11 protein-coding genes, 1 tRNA gene and 1 pseudogene are annotated in these 20835 nt (G+C 73.4%); 7 read left to right on the top strand and 6 right to left on the bottom strand.

Annotated elements, in window-relative coordinates; genetic code table 11:
• Positions 1 to 119: 119 nt before the first annotated feature.
• Positions 120 to 1364: a hypothetical protein gene (locus ACR807_RS01375; RefSeq protein ID WP_438919301.1), complete on the top strand. Its 1245-nt coding sequence runs from the start codon at positions 120 to 122 to the stop codon at positions 1362 to 1364.
• 68 nt (positions 1365 to 1432) lie between these two features.
• On the opposite strand, the gene ACR807_RS01370 is transcribed toward ACR807_RS01375, so the two are convergent.
• Positions 1433 to 1505: transfer RNA gene (locus tag ACR807_RS01370), tRNA-Arg, on the bottom strand.
• 126 nt (positions 1506 to 1631) lie between these two features.
• Positions 1632 to 2687 carry a LacI family DNA-binding transcriptional regulator gene (locus ACR807_RS01365; protein WP_438919300.1) on the bottom strand — a complete coding sequence of 352 codons (1056 nt, stop codon included), beginning with the start codon at positions 2685 to 2687 and terminating at the stop codon, positions 1632 to 1634.
• A gap of 62 nt (positions 2688 to 2749) precedes the next feature.
• Between ACR807_RS01365 and ACR807_RS01360 the strand changes: the two genes are divergently transcribed.
• Positions 2750 to 3937 (top strand): MFS transporter, encoded by a 1188-nt coding sequence (locus ACR807_RS01360; RefSeq protein WP_438919299.1) that lies wholly within the window; start codon positions 2750 to 2752, stop codon positions 3935 to 3937.
• On the opposite strand, the gene ACR807_RS01355 is transcribed toward ACR807_RS01360, so the two are convergent.
• Positions 3903 to 4484 (bottom strand): DUF3558 family protein, encoded by a 582-nt coding sequence (locus tag ACR807_RS01355; protein ID WP_438919298.1) that lies wholly within the window; start codon positions 4482 to 4484, stop codon positions 3903 to 3905. The genes ACR807_RS01360 and ACR807_RS01355 overlap by 35 nt on opposite strands.
• A 79-nt stretch (positions 4485 to 4563) precedes the next feature.
• On the opposite strand from ACR807_RS01355, the gene ACR807_RS01350 reads away from it, so the two are divergent.
• Complete coding sequence (locus tag ACR807_RS01350; protein ID WP_438919297.1) at positions 4564 to 6519, top strand: bifunctional copper resistance protein CopD/cytochrome c oxidase assembly protein; 1956 nt, start codon at positions 4564 to 4566, stop codon at positions 6517 to 6519.
• Here ACR807_RS01350 and ACR807_RS01345 read toward each other — a convergent pair.
• The 3 genes and pseudogenes from ACR807_RS01345 to ACR807_RS01335 all read right to left on the bottom strand — a co-directional run bounded on the left by ACR807_RS01345 (position 6516) and on the right by ACR807_RS01335 (position 8880).
• The gene (locus tag ACR807_RS01345; RefSeq protein WP_438919296.1) at positions 6516 to 7325 is read right to left on the bottom strand and encodes an ABC transporter permease; all 810 of its coding nucleotides are present in this window, start codon (positions 7323 to 7325) and stop codon (positions 6516 to 6518) included. The genes ACR807_RS01350 and ACR807_RS01345 overlap by 4 nt on opposite strands.
• 16 nt (positions 7326 to 7341) lie before the next feature.
• Positions 7342 to 8269, bottom strand: a pseudogene (locus ACR807_RS01340) (ATP-binding cassette domain-containing protein).
• Positions 8257 to 8880: a TetR/AcrR family transcriptional regulator gene (locus ACR807_RS01335; RefSeq protein WP_438919295.1), complete on the bottom strand. Its 624-nt coding sequence runs from the start codon at positions 8878 to 8880 to the stop codon at positions 8257 to 8259. Before ACR807_RS01335 ends, ACR807_RS01340 begins: the two are co-directional and overlap by 13 nt.
• Positions 8881 to 9044: 164 nt before the next feature.
• Between ACR807_RS01335 and ACR807_RS01330 the strand changes: the two genes are divergently transcribed.
• From ACR807_RS01330 to ACR807_RS01315, 4 genes are all read left to right on the top strand, one after another.
• Complete coding sequence (locus tag ACR807_RS01330) at positions 9045 to 9599, top strand: single-stranded DNA-binding protein (protein ID WP_438919294.1); 555 nt, start codon at positions 9045 to 9047, stop codon at positions 9597 to 9599.
• 318 nt (positions 9600 to 9917) lie between these two features.
• A complete protein-coding gene (ettA, locus tag ACR807_RS01325; protein WP_438919293.1) occupies positions 9918 to 11594 on the top strand; it encodes an energy-dependent translational throttle protein EttA in 1677 nt (558 codons plus the stop codon).
• A gap of 16 nt (positions 11595 to 11610) precedes the next feature.
• Positions 11611 to 15648, top strand: a complete 4038-nt coding sequence (locus tag ACR807_RS01320) for a hypothetical protein (protein WP_438919292.1) — start codon at positions 11611 to 11613, stop codon at positions 15646 to 15648.
• Positions 15649 to 15843: 195 nt separating this feature from the next.
• Positions 15844 to 20826 (top strand): NAD-glutamate dehydrogenase, encoded by a 4983-nt coding sequence (locus ACR807_RS01315; RefSeq protein WP_438919291.1) that lies wholly within the window; start codon positions 15844 to 15846, stop codon positions 20824 to 20826.
• The last annotated feature ends 9 nt before the right edge of the window (positions 20827 to 20835 follow it).

Genomic DNA, 20835 nt, shown 5'->3' with positions numbered 1-20835 from the left:
TCGGAGCGGGTGCCTCCAGAGCGCGTCCGACGGCGACGCGCCCGCATCCCCACCCACTCCCGCGATCCAGTGTGCCCGGACGGCGGTGGTGCCGACCGGGCGGCGGCCGGAGGACCCTCGTGCTGACAAGCTCCGATCTCCGCAAGCGCTGCCGGTGCACCGGCGAGACGCCGAACGAGATCCGCAGACAGCGGGGCGGCGGTCACGCCGGACCGCTCGTGCCCGTCGCCGGCCCCGGCCAGCAGCGCTTCGAGGCCGGGGTCCTCCAGGCGGTGGTCCGCGCCATGGCCCGGATGCGCCGGCGCGGCCACCCGCTGCGCCCGACGGCCCTGGTCGACCGGGTGCGGCTGGACTCCCCGGTGGTCGGCCTGCGCGTGCACGACACCGCCCTCGACCACCTGCTGGCCGAGGTCCTCCCGGTGCTCTCCGGCGACCGGCTCCGCGGCGTGCCCGGCCTGCGCGCCCACCCCGGCCGCGACCACCTCGACCTGCGCGCGCCCGACGGCGAGGTGCGCCTGCTCGGCGTGACGCGGAAGCGCTGGCGGCAGGCCGTCGAGGCGGGCCTGCCCGCCGGACCCCCGCCCGTCGAACCCGTCCACCGCACGTCCTCGCCCACCGCCGTGATGAGCGGCGTCCTGCGCAGGCTCCCGCTGTGGCGCGGCGCGGCCTGGCTGGACGGCGTGGTCGTCGGCGACGCGCTGGAGCTGTACTGGCGCAACGGCCCCCCGGCCGACGCGGTGGCCGCGATCCTCACCCGCTCCACGTGCGCCGTCCCCGACACGGCCGCCGTGCCCTACGCGTTCCGCAACACCGTGCGCGGCGTGGCCCTGACCCCGGCCCCCACCCCGACCGCCACCGAACCCGAGGACCCGAAGTGGGCGTGGAACCACTGGCTCGCCACCACCGCGCCCGGCGCCGCCCTGCACGAACGGGCCGTCCGCCCCCGGCGCCCCGCGACCGACCTGCCGGACGTGTGGGACCAGCCCGAGATGCGCGCCGCCCTGGCCCTGCGCCGCATCGACACCGTCTACCGCCTGCTCCTGCGCCACGGCGTCCAGCGCCACCACCTGGCCACCCTGACCGGCCAGTCGCCGCACGAGGTGGACGCCGTCCTGGCGGGCGGCAGGGTCGAGTCCTACGACGCCCTGACCGACATCGCCGAGGCCCTCGGCGTGCCCCCGGGCTACATGGGCCTGGCGCACGACGAACGACCCGCCCACGACACGCCGTGCGACTGCGAAGCCCTCGACGAACGCGCCAAGCGCGACCGCTTCCTGGCGCACGCGGCCCTGGTGACCGTCGGCGCGGTCCCCGGCACCTGGGGCTGCCGGTCGGAGACCTGCGCCACCCGCGCCACCCCGTGACGGGGAGCGGTGTGGTGTGGGCCGATCCTGACCGGGGACCGGCCACACCGTCACGTACGGCGCCGAAGCGCCCCCGGCAGGATTCGAACCTGCGACCTCGGGATTAGAAGTCCCTCGCTCTCTCCACTGAGCTACGGAGGCTTGAGGGGCTGGTGACCACGCGGTGTAGCAGCGTAGCCGCCCCACCGGACACATCGTCCGGAAGACGTCCGGCGTTTCCGTTCGGGCGCCTGAAGGGTGATCAAGATGGCAGGAAAGTGACTCAGATCACGGTTTGGCGGCCGTGGAGGCGCGCTGGACGAGGGAAACGCCGAGTCTCGTCGGCTCGTCCGGTCTCCCGCCGTCGAGGAGCTTGAGCGCCAGTTCACCCGCTCGGCGGCCCTTGTCGGCCAGGGGTTGACGCACCGTGGTCAACGGCGGCTCGGCGTGCTCGGCGGCCGGGACGTCGTCGAAACCGATCACCGACACGTCGTCGGGCACGCGCAGGCCCAGGTCGCGCACCGCTTGGAGGACGCCGAACGCCAGCTCGTCCGACATGCACAGCACGGCGGTCGGCCGGTCCGGCGCGGACAGCAGTTCGCGCGCGCCCACCCGGCCCAGCTCGCGGCTGCTGCGGGCGCACTCCCAGACCGGCGCGCCGACCCCGACCACGTCGAGGTAGCCGGCGAGCCGGTCGGTGGTGACGCGGAACGGTGAGGACGCCGCGCGCTCCGGCGCGACGGGGCCGTTGCGGCCGTCCGGGTGCAGGGCGAAGGTCACCACGCCGACGTTCCGGTGCCCGAGCGACCGCAGGCACGTCGCGGCCAGCCGCGCGCCGCCGGCGTCGTCGACCTCGACGCGCGCCGTGCCGTCGAGAACGGGCTGGTCGATGACCACCATCGGCAGGCCGCGGGCCCGCACGGCGTCGAACGCGGGCGCGTCGGAGGGCAGCGAGTAGGCGACCACGACGTCGGCCTGGGCGCGGGCCACGGTCTCCGGGCGGGGTCCACCGCGCTCCCGGCCGGGCATTAACACCAACGTGTGGTCGTGGACGTCGACGGTCGAGGCGAGGCCGTCGAGCACGATCGACAGGGCCGGGTCGGAGAACGAGGCGGACAGCCCCTGCCCGAGCATGAACCCGACGGCGGCGCTGTGCCGGGTCGCGAGGCTGCGCGCCACCGGGTCGGGCCCGCCGTAGCCGAGGGACGCCGCGGCCTCCAGGATGCGCTCGCGCAGCGCGGCGGACAGCTGGTCCGGCCGGTTGTAGGCGTTGGACACCGTGGCGCGCGACACGCCGACCACGCCGGCCACCGTGTCGAGCGTCGGCTTCCGGGGGCGGTCCACGCGGTGAGCGTAGCCAGGTAACCGGTTGGAAGTTCTGAAGCGCTTCAGACACACTGGTCCGCATGCCCACGCCACGCCTCGCCGTCTTCGCGGTGTTCCTGTTCAACGGGGCGCTGTTCCTGTCCTGGGCGGCCCGCATGCCCGCTCTTGCCACGCAGGTCGGCGCCACCGAGGCGACCCTCGGCCTGGCCCTGCTGGGCGCGAGCGCCGGCCTGGCGCTGACCGCGCCGTTCGCCGCGCGCGCCTGCGCCCGGGTCGGCGCGCGCACCCTGGTCGTCGTCGGCGCGGTGGTGACCGTGGTCGCCGTGCCCTGCCTCACGCTGACCCGGTCGCCCCTCCAGCTTGGCCTGGTCCTGTTCGTCCTCGGGTCGTGCGGCGCGCTGCTCGACGTCGGCATGAACGTCGCCGCGGTCGCCGTCACGCGCACCCTCCGCCGGCCGCTCATGCCCCAGTTCCACGCGGGCTTCAGCGTCGGCGGCCTGATCGGCTCGCTGGGCGCCGCGGCGGCGGCGAGCGCCGGCTGGGGACTCGTCCGCCACCTGCTCACCGCGGCCGTCGTCGGCGCGCTCGTGATGGCCTGGATCGTCAGGGCCGTCCCCGGCGCGACCGGTGACGCGACCGACGCCCGGGCGGACGAGCGGCCCGTGCTCAAGCGCCCGCTGCTGTGGCTGCTCGCCGCCGTGACGCTGTGCTCGGCCATCGCCGAGGGCGCGGCGTCGGACTGGTCGGCGCTGTTCTTCGTCACGGAACGCGGGCTGGACGAGGCCACCGCCGCCGCGGGGTACGCGGGCTTCTCGGTCGCCATGGCCGCCGCGCGCCTGCTCGGCGAACCGGCCCAGCGCCTCCTCGGGCCGCACCGGCTGCTCGCGGCGGGCGCGGTCGTGGCCTCGGGCGGGTTCGCGCTGGCCGTGCTGGTGCCGGTGGCGGCGGCCGGCTTCGTCGGCTTCGGTCTCGCCGGGCTGGGCCTGGCCTTCTCGTTCCCGGTGGTCATGGACCTGGCGGGCGACGCGGGCAAGCGCGCCGACGGCACGGGCGGCGAGCGGGAGATCGGCCTGGTGACGACGGTCGCCTACACGGGCTTCCTGGCCGGTCCGCCGCTCGTCGGCGGCATCGCGCACGCGAGCGACCTGTCGGTGTCGCTGGGGTTCGTGGCGGTCGTGATCGCCCTGATCGTGCCGATGGTGTGGCTGGCCCGCCGCTCCCGCGACCGCGAGGTCACGCGAGCGGGAGTCGGCTCAACCCGGCCTTGAGCAGCGGCTGCATGGCGGCGATCATCTGCTCGTCGACCCCGCCGGGCTGGGCCATCGCCACCAGCACGCTGCGGTTGGTGTTCACCGCCAACGTCGCCGTGCACGCCATCTCCTGGCCGCTCAGCTCGCAGTACACCCAGGCGGAGTGCCCCTCGACGACGACCTCGCGCCCCCGTTCCTGCCGCTCCCGCACCTGCTCGTACCTCTGGTAGAGCGCGGCGACGACGGTGCGGCCGGCGGGCGTGCCGTCGTCCAGGACGTACTGGCACGACTCCTGGATCACGTCGTCCTTGCGCGCCGGCTCCTTCTTGAACGGCCCGATGGGCTTCAGGTCGTCGGCGGTGAGCAGCGAGCACGGCTCGACGCCGACGACGGTGCGCGGCCGGGCGATCCTCGGCGCGGCGTCCCCGGCGGGGGCGCTGGTCGCGGGGGACGACGAGGGCGTGACGTCGGCCGCCGGCAGCGCGTCGCCGTTGACGGTGTAGCTGCACCCGGCCGTGAGGAGCAGGGCGAGGGCCATCGCGGGCACCGAGCGGGAGCTGGTCACGTCGGGCAACGGTAGTGGGTGTGATCTGCGCACGTCCGGCGGTTGGTGGCACGCCGCCCGGGCCGCCTAGGCTCGTGCCGTGACCACTGAAGCGCCCACCCGAACCCAGCGCACGGGCCTGGTCCCCCTGCTCGCCATCGGCGCCACGACGGCCGCGCTGGTCGCGGCGGGCCTGCTGGCGGTCACCGGCGACGACCGGCCGGGTCTGATCGTCGTGCGCGTGCTCACCGAGTCGGCGGCGGTCGTGACGATCGGTTCGCTGCTGCTCGCGGCGTTCCTCGTGCCGCCGCAGCGCAGCGGCACGCTCGCCGCCGACGGCTACGCGGCCCTGCGCACGGCGGCCTGGGCGGCCCTGGCGTGGACGGCGGGCGCGGTGGCGTCGGTGCCGTACACGGTGGCCGACGCGCTCGGCCAGCCCGTGTCGGTGCTGCTGGAACCGGCCGTGCTGTTCCAGGTCGCGGGCCTGGTGGAGCAGGCGAAGGCGTGGATGATCACCGCCGTGCTGGTGGCGCTGCTCGCCCTCGGCTGCCGCCTGGTGCTGTCGTGGGGCTGGACGACGGCGCTGTTCTTCCTGTCGGTGTTCGCGCTGGTCCCGGTCGCGGTGACGGGGCACTCGTCGGGCGGCGGCTCGCACGACGTGGCCACGAACAGCCTGCTGTACCACCTGATCGCGGCGGCGCTGTGGGTTGGCGGGCTGGTCGCGCTGCTCGCGCACGGCCGCCGCGGCGGCGACCACCTGGGGCTGGCCACGTCCCGGTTCTCGAAGCTCGCCCTGGTGTGCTGGGTCGTGATGGCCGTCTCCGGCGTGGTCAACGCCTACGTGCGGCTGCCGCTGGACCAGCTGTTCGGCAGCGACTACGGCCTGCTGGTGCTGGGCAAGACGGCGGCGCTGGTGGTGCTCGGCGTGGTCGGCTACCTCCAGCGCGAGAAGGGCGTGAAGCAGGTCGTCGCCACCGGCTCCGGGCGCGCGCTGCTGAGGCTGGCGGGCGTCGAGGTGCTGCTGATGTTCCTCACGCTCGGCCTGGCCGCGGCGCTGAGCCGCACGCCCCCGCCGGTCGAGGGCCGGGTGCTGCCCAGCTCGGTGGAGCTGAAGATCGGCTACGACCTGTTCGGCGCGCCCACCGCGTCCCGCCTGCTGTTCGACTGGCGGTTCGACCTGGTCTTCGGCACGCTCTTCCTGGCGCTGGCGGTGGTCTACCTGCTGGGCGTGCGGAAGCTGCGCAGGCGCGGTGACGCGTGGCCGGTGGGCCGCACGGTCGCCTGGGTCGCGGGCTGCCTGACCGTGGTGTTCGCCACGTCGTCGGGCCTGGGCCGGTACGCGCCCGCCATGTTCAGCATCCACATGGAAGCGCACATGCTGCTGTCCATGCTGGCGCCGATCCTGCTGGTGCTGGGCGGCCCGGTGACGCTGGCGCTGCGCGCGCTGCCTGCCGCGGGCAAGGACAACCCGCCGGGGGCGCGCGAGTGGCTGCTGGCGTTCACGCACTCGCCGGTGGCGAAGGTGCTGACCAACCCGTTCGTGGCGTTGGCGCTGTTCGTGGGCTCGTTCTACGGCCTGTACTTCTCGGGCCTGTTCGACGCGGCGCTGGACTACCACTGGGCGCACCTGGCGATGAACGCCCACTTCATCCTGGTCGGCTACGTCTTCTACTGGCCGGTGATCGGCATCGACCCGTCGCCGAACCGGCTGCCCCCGCTGGGCCGGCTGGGGCTGCTGTTCGCCTCGATCCCGTTCCACGCGTTCTTCGGCATCGTGCTGATGAGCTCGCAGACGGTGATCGGCGAGGACTTCTACCGCTCGCTGGCCCTGCCGTGGGTGTCCTCGCAGCTGGAGGACCAGCGGCTGGGCGGCGGCATCGCGTGGGCGGCGGGCGAGCTGCCGCTGATCGTGGTGATGGTGGCGCTGCTCGTGCAGTGGGCCCGGTCGGACGGCCGCGAGGCCCGCCGGTCGGACCGGCGGGCGGACGCGGACGGTGACGCGGACCTCGCCGCGTACAACGCGATGCTGCGCAAGATGTCCGGGAAGGACGACTAGAGGGGCCTCCGGAAGCCCTTCACGGTCACCGCCCAGCCCGCCGCGGCCAGGGCGGCGGTGGTGACGAGCGCGCCCACCACCCCGGTCACCGGGTGCGCGAGGGCCAGCGCGCGGGCCGCGTCGACCGCGCCGGTCAGCGGGTTGACGCCCGCGACCGCCTGCAACCAGCCCGGCAGGCCGCTGATCGGCACGTACGCGCTGGACGCGAACATCAGCGGGAACATCGCCAGGAAGCCGACGGTCTGCATCAGCTCGGCGTTGCGCAGCCACGCGGCGATGGCCAGGAAGACCCAGCCCAGGCCCCAGCCGACGGCCAGCGACAGCGCCAGCGCGCCGAGGACGCCCGGCGCGCCGCCCGCGGGGGAGAAGCCGAAGACCAGCACCGCGAACAGCGTCATCAGCACCAGTTGCGCGGCCGTGCGGACGAGGTCGGACAGGCTGCGCGCGACGAGCACGGAACCGGGGTTGATCGGCAGCGACCGGAACCGGGCCAGCACGCCGTTCTTCATGTCCGTGACGAGGCCCACCCCGGCCTGGAGCGCGGACTGCATGGCCGTGTTGACCAGGATCGCGGGCATCAGGAAGTCGATGTAGGGCACGCCCGGCGGGAAGCCCGGCGTGGCCGCGATGCTCGCGAAGATCTGGCTGAACAGGGTGAGCATGATCAGCGGTTGCAGGACGCTGAACACGATCATCCGCGGGTCGCCGACGAGGGCGCGCAGCGATCGCCGCGTCAGCACGAGCACCTGCGTGCCGAAGCCGGTGCCGCGCCAGCGGGTGTCCGGTGCGGCGAGGGGGGCGGTCATGTCGGGGTGCTCCTGTTCAGGCCGCGTGCTGCGCGAGGGTGAGGTAGACGTCGTCGAGGGTCGGTTCGCCCAGCGCCAGCTCGGTGGCCTCCAGGCCGACCTCGTCCAGGGCGCGGACCACGGTGGCGATCTCGCGCGACGACGTGACGGGCGCGGTCAGCGTGTCCCGGGCGGGCACGGGCTGGAGCCCGGCGCGTTCGAGGGCCAGCGCGGCCCGCGGCACGTCACCGGCGTCGCCGAGGGTGACCGTGACGGTGCGCCGGCCGACCTGGGCCTTCAGCTCGGCGCTGGTGCCGGAGGCGACGACCCGGCCCCGCGCGAGCACGGTGATCGAGTCGGCGAGCCGGTCGGCCTCGTCCAGGTACTGGGTGGTCAGCAGCACGGTCGTGCCGTCGGTGACCAGGCCCTCGACGATCTCCCACAGGCCCAGGCGGGCGGCCGGGTCGAGGCCGGTGCGGTTCGTCGAGGAAGATCACCTCTGGGTGGCCGACGAGGCTCGCGGCCAGGTCGAGGCGCCGCCGCATACCGCCGGAGTAGGTGCGCGCCGGGCGCTTCGCCGCGTCCCCGAGGCCGAACAGCTCCAGCAGCTCGGCGCCGCGCGCCTTCGCCTCCCGGGTGCGCGCGCCGAGCAGCCGGGCGATCAGCACGAGATTGTCCAGGCCGGTCAGCTGCTCGTCCACGGCGGCGAACTGGCCGGTCAGGCCGATGCGCCTGCGCACCTGGTGGCCCTGCCCGACCACGTCGAACCCGGCCACGCGCGCCCGGCCGGAGTCCGGCGGCAGCAGCGTCGTGAGCACGTTGACCAGGGTGGTCTTGCCCGCGCCGTTGTGGCCGAGCAGGCCGAGCACGGTGCCCCTCGGCACGGCGACGCTCACCCCGTCGAGCGCCTTCTGCGCCCCGAACGCCTTGCCGACGTCGGTGGCCTCGATCATCAGGTCGTCCACTGGTCTCCCCTCAGTACGCCGTGCAGGAACACCTCGACCAGCTGGTCGACCTCGGCGGTGGAGTCGCCGAACCCCCGGCCCTGCATGCGGTTGGTGAACACGAGCCCGAGCAGCAGGCGCGCGGCGAGGTCCGCGTCGACGCGGAGCCGGGCGGCGTCCGGGCCGAACAGCGAGGCGACGCGGCCGGAGATGCGCTGCATCTCGACCGGCGGCCCTTTGTGCTCGCCCTCCTCGGCGTGCGGGTCGTAGCCCGACTCGCGCAGCACGCTGCCGAGCGACCACATCCGGTCCAGGTAGCCGGAGACGGCGCCGATCGCCCCGGCCAGGCGTTCGGCGAGGGTGTCGGCCGCCCCCGCCCGGTCGATCAGCTCCAGCTCGGCGTCGACCGCGAGCACGGACCGCACGCACGCGCGGACGAGTTCCCGCTTGTCCTTGAAAGCCCGGAAGACGGTGCCCTCCGCGATGCCGGCGGCCTGGGCGATCTGGCTGGTCGTGACGTTGGCGCCGTGCACGAACAGCAGCGGGACGGTGGCCCGCACGATCGCCTCGCGGCGGTCCTCCGGGCTCATCGCGGGTGCTCGCCTGCGGCGTCGGGTGGTGTCCTCGGACATGCCACGAGCGTATGAGTGAGTCCTCACTCATGTCAACGAGTGAGCGCTCACTCATGAGTTGCCCACAACCTCGCGAGTTGTCCACAGTTCGCGATCCCGCCCTGTCGCCACCCCCGCCACCGGCGGCAACCTGGACCCCGAGCGACCACCACCGAGGAGGGGCCATGGCCTACAACGAGACGCGCGTCACCATCTGCGGCACCGTGGCGAGCACCGTCACCCGCACCAAGGTCGGCACCGGCTGCAGCAAGACGGTGTTCCGGCTGTTCACCACCGAACGCCGCTGGCAGGGCGAGGAGCGGGCCTGGGTCGACGGCGACCAGATGTTCCTGTCGGTCACCTGCTGGCGGGCGCTGGCCGACAACGTGCACGCCTCGCTGACCAGGGGCGACCCGGTGGTGGTCAGCGGCCGGATGACCATCAAGGAACTGGAGTACGAGGGCGCGCTGCGCCAGGTGCTCGACGTCGAGGCCGGCGCGGTCGGCCCCAACCTCGCCCTGTGCACGGCCGTCGTCACCCGGACCCGGCGGACACCCGAAGTCGTCGAGGCACGGGCCGCGCCGGAGCCGGAACGGGTGCCGGCGGCGGCGGTCGAGCAGCTCGTGCTGCCCAGCGCCCGCACGTCGCCCGAGGTGGAGACCGTCCGCGAGGGTGAACCGGCGCTGGTTCGGGCGGGTGAGGACGCGCGTCCGAAGGAGGTCGCCGAGGTGCCATTCTGAACCAATCGGGCCACGAAGCCTTCCCACGACCCGATCGCGGCGGAGAATGCCCGGGCAGTCGTCGCCGTTGCGAGCGTGGAGGGGGGAGGTCGTGGGGTCGGCGCCACGGGCGGACCCGCACGCAGGCATCGGGGGTTGACACCGCTACGAGTTCGCGCATCCGGCAGGACGTGCTGGTCGCAGGGTTGTGCCTGTGCGGCCGGAAGGCCGTGTGACAGGTGTGGGTGACCCACGTTCGCGCTAACTCTGCGTTGTCGCCCCGTCCGTTGCCGGCGTCCGAGGTTCGGGCCCGATCGGCACCGCTCTACGATCGCGGGCATGGCCGAGTTCATCTACACCATGAAGAAGGTGCGCAAGGCGCACGGGGACAAGGTCATCCTCGATGACGTCACGATCATGTTCTACCCCGGTGCGAAGATCGGCTTGGTCGGCCCGAACGGCGCCGGCAAGTCGAGCGTGCTGAAGATCATGGCCGGCCTGGACACACCGGGCAACGGCGAGGCCTACCTGTCGCCGGGGTACTCGGTGGGCATCCTCCAGCAGGAGCCGCCGCTCAACGAGGAGAAGAGCGTCCTGGGCAACGTCCAGGAGGGCCTGGGCGAGATCAAGGTCAAGCTCGACCGCTACAACGAGATCGCCGAGAAGATGGCCGTCGACTACTCCGACGAGCTGATGGAGGAGATGGGGCAGCTCCAGGAGGAGCTGGACCACGCGGACGCGTGGGACCTCGACTCCCAGCTGGAGCAGGCGATGGACGCCCTGCGCTGCCCGCCGCCCGACGCCGACGTGAAGGTGCTGTCGGGTGGTGAGCGCCGCCGGGTGGCGCTGTGCAAGCTGCTGCTGAGCAAGCCCGACCTGCTGCTGCTCGACGAGCCCACCAACCACCTGGACGCGGAGAGCGTCCTGTGGCTGGAGCAGCACCTCGCGCAGTACCAGGGCGCCGTCCTGGCGGTCACCCACGACCGGTACTTCCTCGACAACCTGTCCCAGTGGATCCTGGAGCTCGAACGAGGTCGGGCCCACGTCTACGAGGGCAACTACTCCACCTACCTGGAGAAGAAGGCCGAGCGCCTGGCGGTCCAGGGCAAGAAGGACCAGAAGCTCCAGAAGCGGCTCAAGGACGAGCTGGACTGGGTCCGGTCGGGCGCCAAGGCCCGCCAGGCCAAGTCCAAGGCTCGCCTCGGCCGCTACGAGGAGATGGCCGCGGAGGCGGAGAAGACCCGCAAGCTCGACTTCGAGGAGATCCAGATCCCGCCGGGCCCGCGTCTGGGCAGCGTCGTGGTCGAGGTCGACAACCTCAAGAAGGGCTTCGGCGACCGGGTGCTGATCGACGGCCTGTCGTTCAGCCTCCCGCGCAACGGCATCGTCGGCGTGATCGGTCCGAACGGCGTGGGCAAGACGACGCTGTTCAAGACCATCGTGGGGCTGGAGCAGCCCGACTCCGGCGAGGTCAAGGTCGGCGAGACGGTGAAGCTCTCCTACGTCGACCAGAACCGCGGCGGTCTCGACCCGAAGAAGAACGTGTGGGAGGTGGTCTCGGACGGTCTCGACTACATCCACGTCGGCAGCGTCGAGATGCCTTCGCGGGCGTACGTCAGCGCGTTCGGCTTCAAGGGCCCTGACCAGCAGAAGCCGGCGGGCGTGCTCTCCGGTGGCGAGCGCAACCGGCTCAACCTGGCGCTGACCCTCAAGCAGGGCGGCAACCTGATCCTGCTCGACGAGCCGACGAACGACCTGGACGTCGAGACCCTGGGGTCGCTGGAGAACGCGCTGGAGCAGTTCCCCGGCTGCGCCGTGGTCATCTCGCACGACCGGTGGTTCCTCGACCGCGTCGCCACGCACATCCTCGCGTGGGAGGGCACGGACGAGAACCCGTCGAGCTGGTACTGGTTCGAGGGCAACTTCGAGGGCTACGAGAAGAACAAGGTCGAGCGCCTCGGCGCGGAGGCGGCCAGGCCGCACCGCGTGACCTACCGCAAGCTCACACGGGACTGAGAGCCGGGTCGACATCGTGGCGGCGAGGGGCGAGGCGCGGGCGGACGTCGAGGTGAGCACGCTGGTCGTGCCCGCCTGGCAACTGCGTTGGCGGGCACCGGAGCTCGCTCTGGTGCTGGGCGAACGCGCCGTCGCCCTCGCCTCCACCCGGCGCGACGAGGTCGACCGGTTGCGCGCGGAGGCCCTCGTGGTCTTCGCGAGCAACCGCATGGGCCGCGGCGTGAAGACCGCCGACCGGGCGCTCGACGCCCTGAAGGCGGCCGAGGTCGCGGCCCAGCACGAGACGGCTTGGCGGCTGCGGGTCGAGCTGGCCGACAGCGCCAGGTCGGTCGGCGCGCCGCTGACCGGTTTCGCGGCCGTGCGCCCCGTCCTGGAGGCGGACGGCGTGCCGCCGGCCCTGCGCGCCGGCGCGCTGGTGCAGGCCGCCGAGTGCCTGGTCTCGGTCGGCCGGGGCCCGGCACTCGCCCAGGCCCTGGACGAGGCGGACCGCCTCTACCAGGCCGACCCGGCGCTCGACCACGACACGACCCTGCTGCACCGCGGCCTGCTCCGGGCCGCTGGGGCGGGCCAGTACCGACGCTGGGGCGACCTGGCGGCGGCCGTCGACGCGTGCCGCGAGGGCCTGTCCCACCTCGACCGGCTCCAGGACCCCGAGTCCGACAACGGCCAGGTGCGGGGCAGGCTCAGCGTGGAGCTGGTCTGCGCCCTGCTCGACTCGGGCAAGCCGGGCGAGGCGTCCGAGGTCGGCACCCCGCTGCTGGAACGCCCGGTGCGCGCCCCGTCGGCGGCCACCACGGGTTGGCTGCGGCTGGCCCTGGCGACCAGGGTCCACCTGCCCGCGGGCCGGGTCGACCAGGCCCGCGACCTGCTCCGCGACGCGGCCGACAGCGCCGAACGCCACCAGCTCGACACGCTGCTCGCGGAGAGCCTGCTCGCGCTGGCCCACGTCCACGAGGTCGCGGGCAACCTGCCCGAGGCCCTGGTCGACCTGCGGTCCGCGCACGCCGCCGAACGCCGGCGCGCCCGGGCCGTCTACGCCGTGCGGGCCAGGCTCGCCGCCGAGTTCTCGGGCGTCCACCGCCACCCGGTCGGCGGGCTGCACGACGACCTGACCGCCCTCCTCAGCGCCGGCAGCACCGCGGTCGCGCCCCCCACGCCCCCGGCGGACCCCGCCCTGACCCCGGAGGCCAGGCAGCAGCTGCGCCAGTGGCGGCCGGTCCAGGTGCACCGCAACGAGGGAATGCGCGCGAAGCGCTCCCGCCGTGCCGCGGAAGACATGACGGTGGACGGCATCTCCGCCGCGAGGGCCCACGCCGCGGACCGCTGGCGCCTGGTCCAGCCGTTCGGCACGGACGAGCCCGACGACGCTCAGCTCCCGACCGATCCGCCCCCCGCCACCCCCACCGCCGCCACCCCGACCTCCACCGCGCAGACCCTCACCGCCCCGACCTCCACCGCGCAGACCCCCACGGGACAGACCTCCACGGGACAGACCTCCACGGGGCAGTCGCCGGTCGAGCAGTCGGCCGCAGCGCTCCCACCGGCCGCGCCGGTCCCGCCGGCCCCACCGCCGACTTCGAGTCCGGCCTCGGGTCCGCCCGCCGCAGGTCTGCCTGCCGCAGGTCCACCCACCGCAGGTCGCCGACGAGCGCCGGACCCACCCCCGCAGACGACGCAGGGCCGCCCCGAACACGCCAGAAGCGGCCAAGCGAGGCCCACCGCACCAACCGCCCTCTCCCAACCCCCCACCCCTCCAGGCGGCTTGGCACAAGGCCCCACCACTCCCAGCGGCACCCGGTTCCCGGGCACCGCCCTGCCCGGAACGCCCCTGCCCGGAACGCCCCTGCCCGGAACGCTCCCGGCCCCGGCCCGGCACACCTCCGCGACACCCGGTGTGCCCGTGAACCCGGGCGCTCCGGTCTTCCCCGCTCCGCCGACCGGTGCCGAGTCGCCCCGGTTCCCGGACGCGCCTGAAGTGCCGCCCAGCCTCAACTCCTCCGCACCCGCACCCGCACCCGCACCCGCACCGGCGACCGGCCCGACGCCTGCGCCCACGACCACCGGCCCTGTCGCGCCCCCGCCCCCCGCTGCCGGTGAGGGCGTCGCCCAGGCTGCGGCGGAGCCGTACCCGACCGCGTTGAACACGCACGCGGCCCAGCACCGGGCCCCGGGCCAGGCCATCCCGCCGCAGCCGGTGGTGGGGGAGCGGCCCGTCGACCAGGCGGGACCGTCCATGTCCGGCGGTCTCGGCTTCGGCACGGGGATCGGTCGCCCGCACGTCGGACCGGACTCGGTGGTCGAGGCGACCGTGTTGATCCCGCGCATCCCGGCCGAGTCCCCGCATCCCGCGCAAGCCGAGCCCATGCAAGCCGAGCCCATGCAAGCCGAGGCCGGGCAAGCCGAGGCCGGGCAGGAGGGCCCCGCGCAGCCGGAGGGCGTGCGGACCGGGGAAGCGGACGCCGTGGAGGCGGAGCCGGTCCGGTCGGGGTCCGGTGATCCCCTCGCGGCGGAAGGGGCCGGCGAGGGGGAGCGCAGCGTGCCCGCCGCCGGGTTGATCGCCGCTGCCGGTGCCGTGCGCAGTGGCCGGCGGAGGGCTGCCCGGGAGACCACCGAGGAGGAGAGCGAGCAGGACGGTGGGGAGTCGAGCGTGCTCGACAACCTCAAGGCCGCCGGGTTGCTCGACCCGCAGCGCGCCGGTGGCCGCCGGCGTGCTCCCGAGGCTGAGGCTGAGACCGGGGCGGCTGAAGCTCTGGCCGGAGGGGAAAACCCCGCCCAGGCTGATGATGAGCCTGCGGCTGCCGAGGTCGGGAGCCCGGCTGTCGAGGGCGAGACCGTGAAGTGGAAGGTCGAGGCCCCCGCCCGGCTGCGGGCGGAGGAGCCGGGCGACGACGTCGACATGTTCGACTCGCCGACGATGGTCCAGCCCGCCATCCGGGATGACGTTCCGCCTGTCGGACTCGGTGCCGCATTTGTGAAGGGTCCGGTCATCCCCACCGCGCGGGTGCCCGAACCGCCTGATTTCCCGGTGCCGGCGGCGGACGGGTTCCCATTCCCGCCGCTCACCGCCGACCCGTCTCGGGATGGCGCCGCGGCGACGCCCGCCCCTGGGACCTCCGAACCATTCACGGCGAGTGGTGGAAATCACTCCGCCGCGCCGCGGGATTCGTGGCACGACGCGGTGGAGACCGCCGACGTGGTGCCCGACGAGCAGGTCCGGGCGGAGGCCGGGGTGGACACCGCGACGGACGCCTGGGTGGATGCCGTGGTGGAGGTGGAGCAGCGAGGTGCCGCCCGCGCCGACGTGTCGGTTCGGCGGACCGCGCCCTTCCGCGAGGAGGAGCCCGAGCCGGAGCCGTTCGTGCCCCGGCCGTCCCAGCCGCAGCCGGCGCAGCCGGCCGAGGAGCCCGAGCCGCCCCTGCCGCCCGTGCCGGAGCCGGACACGACGCCGTCCGTCCCCGAGCCCAGCCAGGTGCCGCCGGTGCCCGAGCCCGACCAGGTGCCGCCGGTACCGGTGCCGGACCCCGTGCCCTCCGCCCCGCCCGCCCCGCCCGCCAAGCCGTCGCCGTCCGGGTTCCTGGGTGCCGCCGACGTGGAGGCCGAGGAGCCCGAGCAGCCGTTCGTCACGTCCGTCGTGGTCGGCGGTCGCACGATCGAACTGCCCGCCGTGGTCGAGCCGCCGGTGCTGGACTCGCCCAGCGCCACCCGCGCCGCGCGCCGGCCCAAGAGCGACCTCAGCCTCGCGGAGCTGCTGGCCGAGGCGCTGGTGGCCTACGAGGACGCCCGGCGCGAGGGCGACGGGTTCCCGGACGACGACCTGCCGGACGAGGACGGGGACGGGACCGGGGACGGGATCGAGGCCGAGGACGACATCGCGCCGATCGGTGCCGTGACCGGCCCGGCGGGACCGGGTCCGACAGCACCGGGTCCGACAGCACCGGGGTCGGGTCCGGTGGGGGGCGGGTCGGTCGAGCCCGTCCCGGACAACGAGACGACCGTGCCCATCCGCCGCGTGGACACACCCCGGTTCGGCAGCTGGACGCTTCCCGAATCCTGAAATGATTTGAGGTTCTAATAAGGTTTCCCGCCGGTAACAAAGCAGGAAATACACCGTGCTGTGGCGAATTTTCCACTTTCGCGCAAGTGGTTCGATTCAGTGCGAGGGTTGCGGTTAACGGGTTCGCGCGCGTCTGGTTAAGTGGTGCGCGGACCCGGTACACAGAGGTACCGGATAGCGTGGAGTCGCCTGAACATGACCTCGACTGGAGTCCCGTCCCGATCCGAGCACGCCACCGGCAACGGCGCCGTGGCCCGCACGGCCAGTCCCGAACAGGCTCGTGATGAATTGATCGAACGGGCCGCCGCCAACGCCCCCGAGCTCGCCGACCTGATCCGCCTGTACTACCGGCACGTCCCGGCCGAGGAGGTCATCGACGACGACCCGGTCGACCTGGTGGGCGCGGTGCGCTCGAACTACCAGCTCGCCGAGAACCGGGTGCCCGGGCGTCCTGTCGTGCGGATCATCAACCCGACGCGCGTGCACGACGGCTGGGCCTGCCCCGCCACGGTCGTGCAGGTCGTCACCGACGACATGCCCTACCTGGTCGACTCGGTGGCCTCCGAGCTGACCCGCGGCGGCGTGCAGGTGCAGCGGGTCGTGCACCCCATCGTGGTGGTGCGCCGCGACCCGGTCACGGGGGCTCTCCAGGAGGTCCTGCCCACCGCCGACCCGGCCCAGCCGCCCACCGACGCGCTGGCCGAGTCGTGGATGTACGTCGAGGTCGACCTGCTCACCGACCCGGATCGGGCGCGCGAGCTGGAGACCAAGCTGCACACCGTCCTGAACGACGTGCGCGAGGTCGTCGAGGACACCGACAAGATGACCGGCACCGCGCTCCAGCTCGCCGACCAGCTGGAGGGCGACCCGCCGCCGCTGGCGAAGCACGAGGTCCAGGACGGCGCGAACCTGCTGCGCTGGCTGGCCGACGACCACTTCACGTTCCTCGGCTACCGCCGGTACGAGCTGGTCCGCGACGACCCGGCCACCGGGGGCGAGCCGGCGCTGCGCGCGGTCCTGGCCAGCGGCCTGGGGGTGCTCAGGCAGGACAGCCTCGCGGCGCGCAGCCTCACCGCCGGCCCCGACGCGGGCGCGCAGGCGCTGTCACCCGAACTGCTGGTCCTGACCCAGGCCAGCGCCCAGTCGAGCGTCCACCGCTCGGTCTACCCGTATTACGTCGGTGTGAAGACCTTCGACGCCGACGGCAACGTGACCGGCGAGCACCGGTTCCTCGGGGTCTTCTCCACCACCGCCCTGCACGAGGACGTGCTGGACATCCCGGCCATCGAGCGCCGGGTGCGCGACGTCATCCACCGCGCCGGCTTCCCGCTGCACTCCTACTCGGGGCAGCGGATGCTGGAGGTGATCCAGAACTACCCGCGCACCGAGCTGTTCTCGGTCGACACGGACACGCTCTACCAGACCGTCACGGGTGTCATCGCGCTCGCCGAGCGCCGCAGGCTGCGGCTGTTCCTGCGCCGCGACCCGTACGGCCGCTTCTACTCGTGCCTGGTCTACCTGCCGCGCGACCGCTACACCACGACGTCGCGCCTGGCCATGCAGGAAGTGCTGATCGACCAGCTGGACGGCCTGAACCTGGAGTACAGCGCCCGCGTCGGCGAGTCGGCGCTGGCCCGCGTGCACTTCACCGTGCACACCGACCCCAAGAGCCAGGCCGAGCCGGACACCGCGTACATCCAGCAGTTGCTGGCGGAGGCGGTGCGCTCCTGGGACGACCGCATGGTCGAGGCCGTGCTGGAGGACCAGGGGCAGGGGCTGGGCGCCGAGTCGTCGTCGGAGCAGGGCCAGCGGTTCGCCGCGGCCTTCCCGGAGGCGTACAAGGAGGACTTCACCGCGGCCGAGGGCCTGGCGGACTTCCGGCGCATCGAGGCGCTGCGGCCCGGCGACCTGGACATGGTGTTCTACGTGCCGCGCGCCGCCGAGGCCGGTGAGCGGCGGTTCAAGCTGTTCCTGGTCGGCGCCCGGGTCACGCTGTCCGACGTGCTGCCGATGCTCCAGCGCATGGGGGTGGTCGTCGTCGACGAACGCCCCTACCAGCTGGCCCGCGAGGACGGCGCGGAGTGCTGGATCTACGACTTCGGCCTGCGCATCGACCAGGGCGTGCTGGACAAGGTCTCCGGTGACGACCTGGAGTCGGTGCAGACCCGGTTCCAGGAGGCGTTCGCCGCCGCCTGGCGGGGCGAGGCCGAGGTCGACGGCTTCAACACGCTCGTGCTGAAGGCCGGCGTCACGTGGCAGCAGGCCGCGATGCTGCGCGCCTACGCCAAGTACCTGCGCCAGGCGGGCACCCCGTACAGCCAGGACTACATCGAGGACGCCGTCCTCGCGCACACCGACGTGGCGAAGGCCCTGGTGGAGCTGTTCGAGGCCCGGTTCGACCCGAGCCTGACCGAGGAGCAGCGCGGCAGCCGCACCGAGAACCTGGCGTCGGGGATCACGGCCCTCATCGACGACGTGACGAGCCTGGACGCCGACCGCATCCTGCGCAGCCTGCTCACCCTGGTGCAGGCGACGCTGCGCACGAACTACTTCGTGCGCGACGAGCGGGGCGACCCGCGCGCCTACCTGGCCGTGAAGCTGGACCCGCGCGCCATCCCGGACCTGCCGCAGCCGCGCCCCCGCTTCGAGATCTTCGTGTACTCGCCGCGGGTCGAGGGCGTGCACCTGCGGTTCGGGCCGGTGGCCCGCGGCGGGCTGCGCTGGTCCGACCGGCGCGAGGACTTCCGCACCGAGGTGCTGGGCCTGGTCAAGGCGCAGGCGGTGAAGAACGCGGTGATCGTGCCGGTCGGCGCGAAGGGCGGCTTCGTGGTGAAGAAGCCGCCGGCTCCCACCGGTGACCAGGGGCTGGACCGCGAGGCGTTCCTGGCCGAGGGCATCGCCTGCTACCGCATGTTCATCTCCGGCCTGCTGGACCTGACCGACAACCTCAGCTCGGGCACGGTCGTCCCGGCGCCGCAGGTGGTGCGGCACGACGGCGACGACACCTACCTGGTGGTGGCCGCCGACAAGGGCACGGCGTCGTTCTCCGACATCGCCAACGAGGTGTCGGCGTCCTACGGCTTCTGGCTGGGCGACGCGTTCGCCTCCGGCGGCTCGGTCGGCTACGACCACAAGGCCATGGGCATCACCGCCAAGGGCGCGTGGGAGAGCGTGAAGCGGCACTTCCGCGAGCTGGGCCTGGACACCCAGACCCAGGAGTTCACCGTCGTCGGCGTCGGCGACATGTCCGGCGACGTGTTCGGCAACGGGATGCTGCTGTCCGAGCACATCCGGCTCGTCGCGGCGTTCGACCACCGGCACGTGTTCATCGACCCGGACCCGGTGGCGGAGATGTCGTACGCCGAGCGCAAGCGGCTGTTCGAGCTGCCGCGCTCGTCGTGGGACGACTACGACCGCTCGCTGATCAGCGAGGGCGGCGGCGTGTGGCCGCGCACCGCGAAGTCCATCCCGGTCAGCGAGCGGGCGCGGGTGGCCCTGGTGCTGCCCGAGGGCGTCACGAAGCTGTCCCCGCCGGAGCTGATGAAGGCCATCCTGGTCGCCCCGGTGGACCTGCTGTGGAACGGCGGCATCGGCACCTACGTGAAGGCGGGCGTCGAGTCGCACGCCGAGGTCGGCGACAAGGCCAACGACGCGATCCGCGTCAACGGCGCCGACCTGCGGGTGAAGGTCGTCGGCGAGGGCGGCAACCTGGGCCTGACCCAGCGGGGCCGCATCGAGTTCGCCCGCGTCGGCGGGCGCGACGGCAAGGGCGGCAAGGTCAACACCGACGCCCTGGACAACTCGGCGGGCGTGGACTGCTCCGACCACGAGGTCAACATCAAGATCCTGCTCGACGAGCTGGTGCGCGACGGCAGGCTGGAGCAGGGGCAGCGCAACGAGCTGCTGGGCCAGATGACCGACGAGGTCGGCGAGCTGGTCCTGCGGGACAACTACTCGCAGAACTTCGTGCTGGGCGTGTCCCGGGCGCACGCCGCGCCGATGCTGCCGGTGCACGCGCGGCTCGTCGCGGACCTCGAACAGCGGGGCGCGCTGGACCGGACCCTCGAAGCGCTGCCCAGCGCGGCGGAGTTCAAGGCGCTGGAGAAGGCGGGCCAGGGCCTGACCTCGCCGGAGCTGGCCACGCTGCTCGCGCACGTGAAGCTGGCCCTGAAGGAGGAGGTGCTCGCGAGCGACCTGCCGACGGTGGACGTGCTGGCCCGCAAGCTGCCCGACTACTTCCCGAGCGAGCTGCGCGAGCGGTTCGGCGACGCCGTCGCCGGGCACCCGCTGTCCCGCGAGATCATCACGACGGTGCTGGTCAACGAGGTCGTCGACGGCGGCGGGGTGTCCTACCCCTTCCGGTTGGCCGAGGAGCTCAGCGCGTCGGCGACGGACGCGGTGCGCGCCTACGCCGTGGTGACGGCGATCTTCGACCTGCCGTCGCTGTGGCGGGAGGTCCGCGCGCTGGACACCGCGATCCCCACGCACGTCCAGGACGAGATGGTGCTGGAGACGCGCCGCCTGCTGGACCGGGCGTCGCGGTGGCTGCTCACCAACCGCCCGCAGCCGCTGGCGGTGGGCTCCACGATCGCCCGCTTCCAGCCGGTGGTGGCCGCGCTGGCGCCGCGCGTGCCGGACCTGCTCCAGGGCCACGAGCGCGAGTCGCTGCTGGAGCGGGTCGAACGGCTGGTGGCGCACGGCGTGCCCGACGACCTGGCCCGCCGGGTCGCCTCGCTGCTGTTCACCTACGGCCTGCTCGACGTGACCGAGGTGGCGGAGCTGGCCGAGCGCGAGGAGCGCGAGGAGGGCCGGGCGGCCGGTCAGGAGCGGACGCACGAGGAGACGGCCGAGCTGTACTTCGCGCTGTCGGACCACCTCGACGTCGACCGGATGCTCAGCTCGGTGTCCGGCCTGGAGCGCATCAACCGCTGGCACGCCCTGGCGCGGCTGGCGCTGCGGGACGACTTCTACTCGTCGCTGCGCGCGATCACGATCGACGTGCTGCGGTCGGGCGACCCGGGTGACAGCCCGGCGGGGAAGATCGCCGAGTGGGAGCAGGCCAACTCGTCGCGCCTGGGCCGGGCGCGCGCCGCGCTGGACGAGATCAACCGGGTCAACCGGCTCGACCTGGCGACGCTGTCGGTGGCGGCCCGGCAGGTCCGCAGCATGATCCGCTAGTCCGGTGCC

This window comes from Saccharothrix sabaoui (genome assembly GCF_051756985.1).
Taxonomy (GTDB): domain Bacteria; phylum Actinomycetota; class Actinomycetes; order Mycobacteriales; family Pseudonocardiaceae; genus Actinosynnema.
Note: the sequence above shows the minus strand (reverse complement) of the source record. Positions and strands in the feature narration are given on the sequence as shown.

Coding starts and splice junctions, on each gene's coding strand:
- ACR807_RS01360 (WP_438919299.1), top strand. CDS start 2,750: ATGCCCACGCCACGCCTCGCCGTCTTCGCGGTGTTCCTGTTCAACGGG.
- ACR807_RS01345 (WP_438919296.1), bottom strand. CDS start 7,325: ATGACCGCCCCCCTCGCCGCACCGGACACCCGCTGGCGCGGCACCGGC.
- ACR807_RS01335 (WP_438919295.1), bottom strand. CDS start 8,880: ATGTCCGAGGACACCACCCGACGCCGCAGGCGAGCACCCGCGATGAGC.
- ACR807_RS01330 (WP_438919294.1), top strand. CDS start 9,045: ATGGCCTACAACGAGACGCGCGTCACCATCTGCGGCACCGTGGCGAGC.
- ettA (WP_438919293.1), top strand. CDS start 9,918: ATGGCCGAGTTCATCTACACCATGAAGAAGGTGCGCAAGGCGCACGGG.
- ACR807_RS01315 (WP_438919291.1), top strand. CDS start 15,844: ATGACCTCGACTGGAGTCCCGTCCCGATCCGAGCACGCCACCGGCAAC.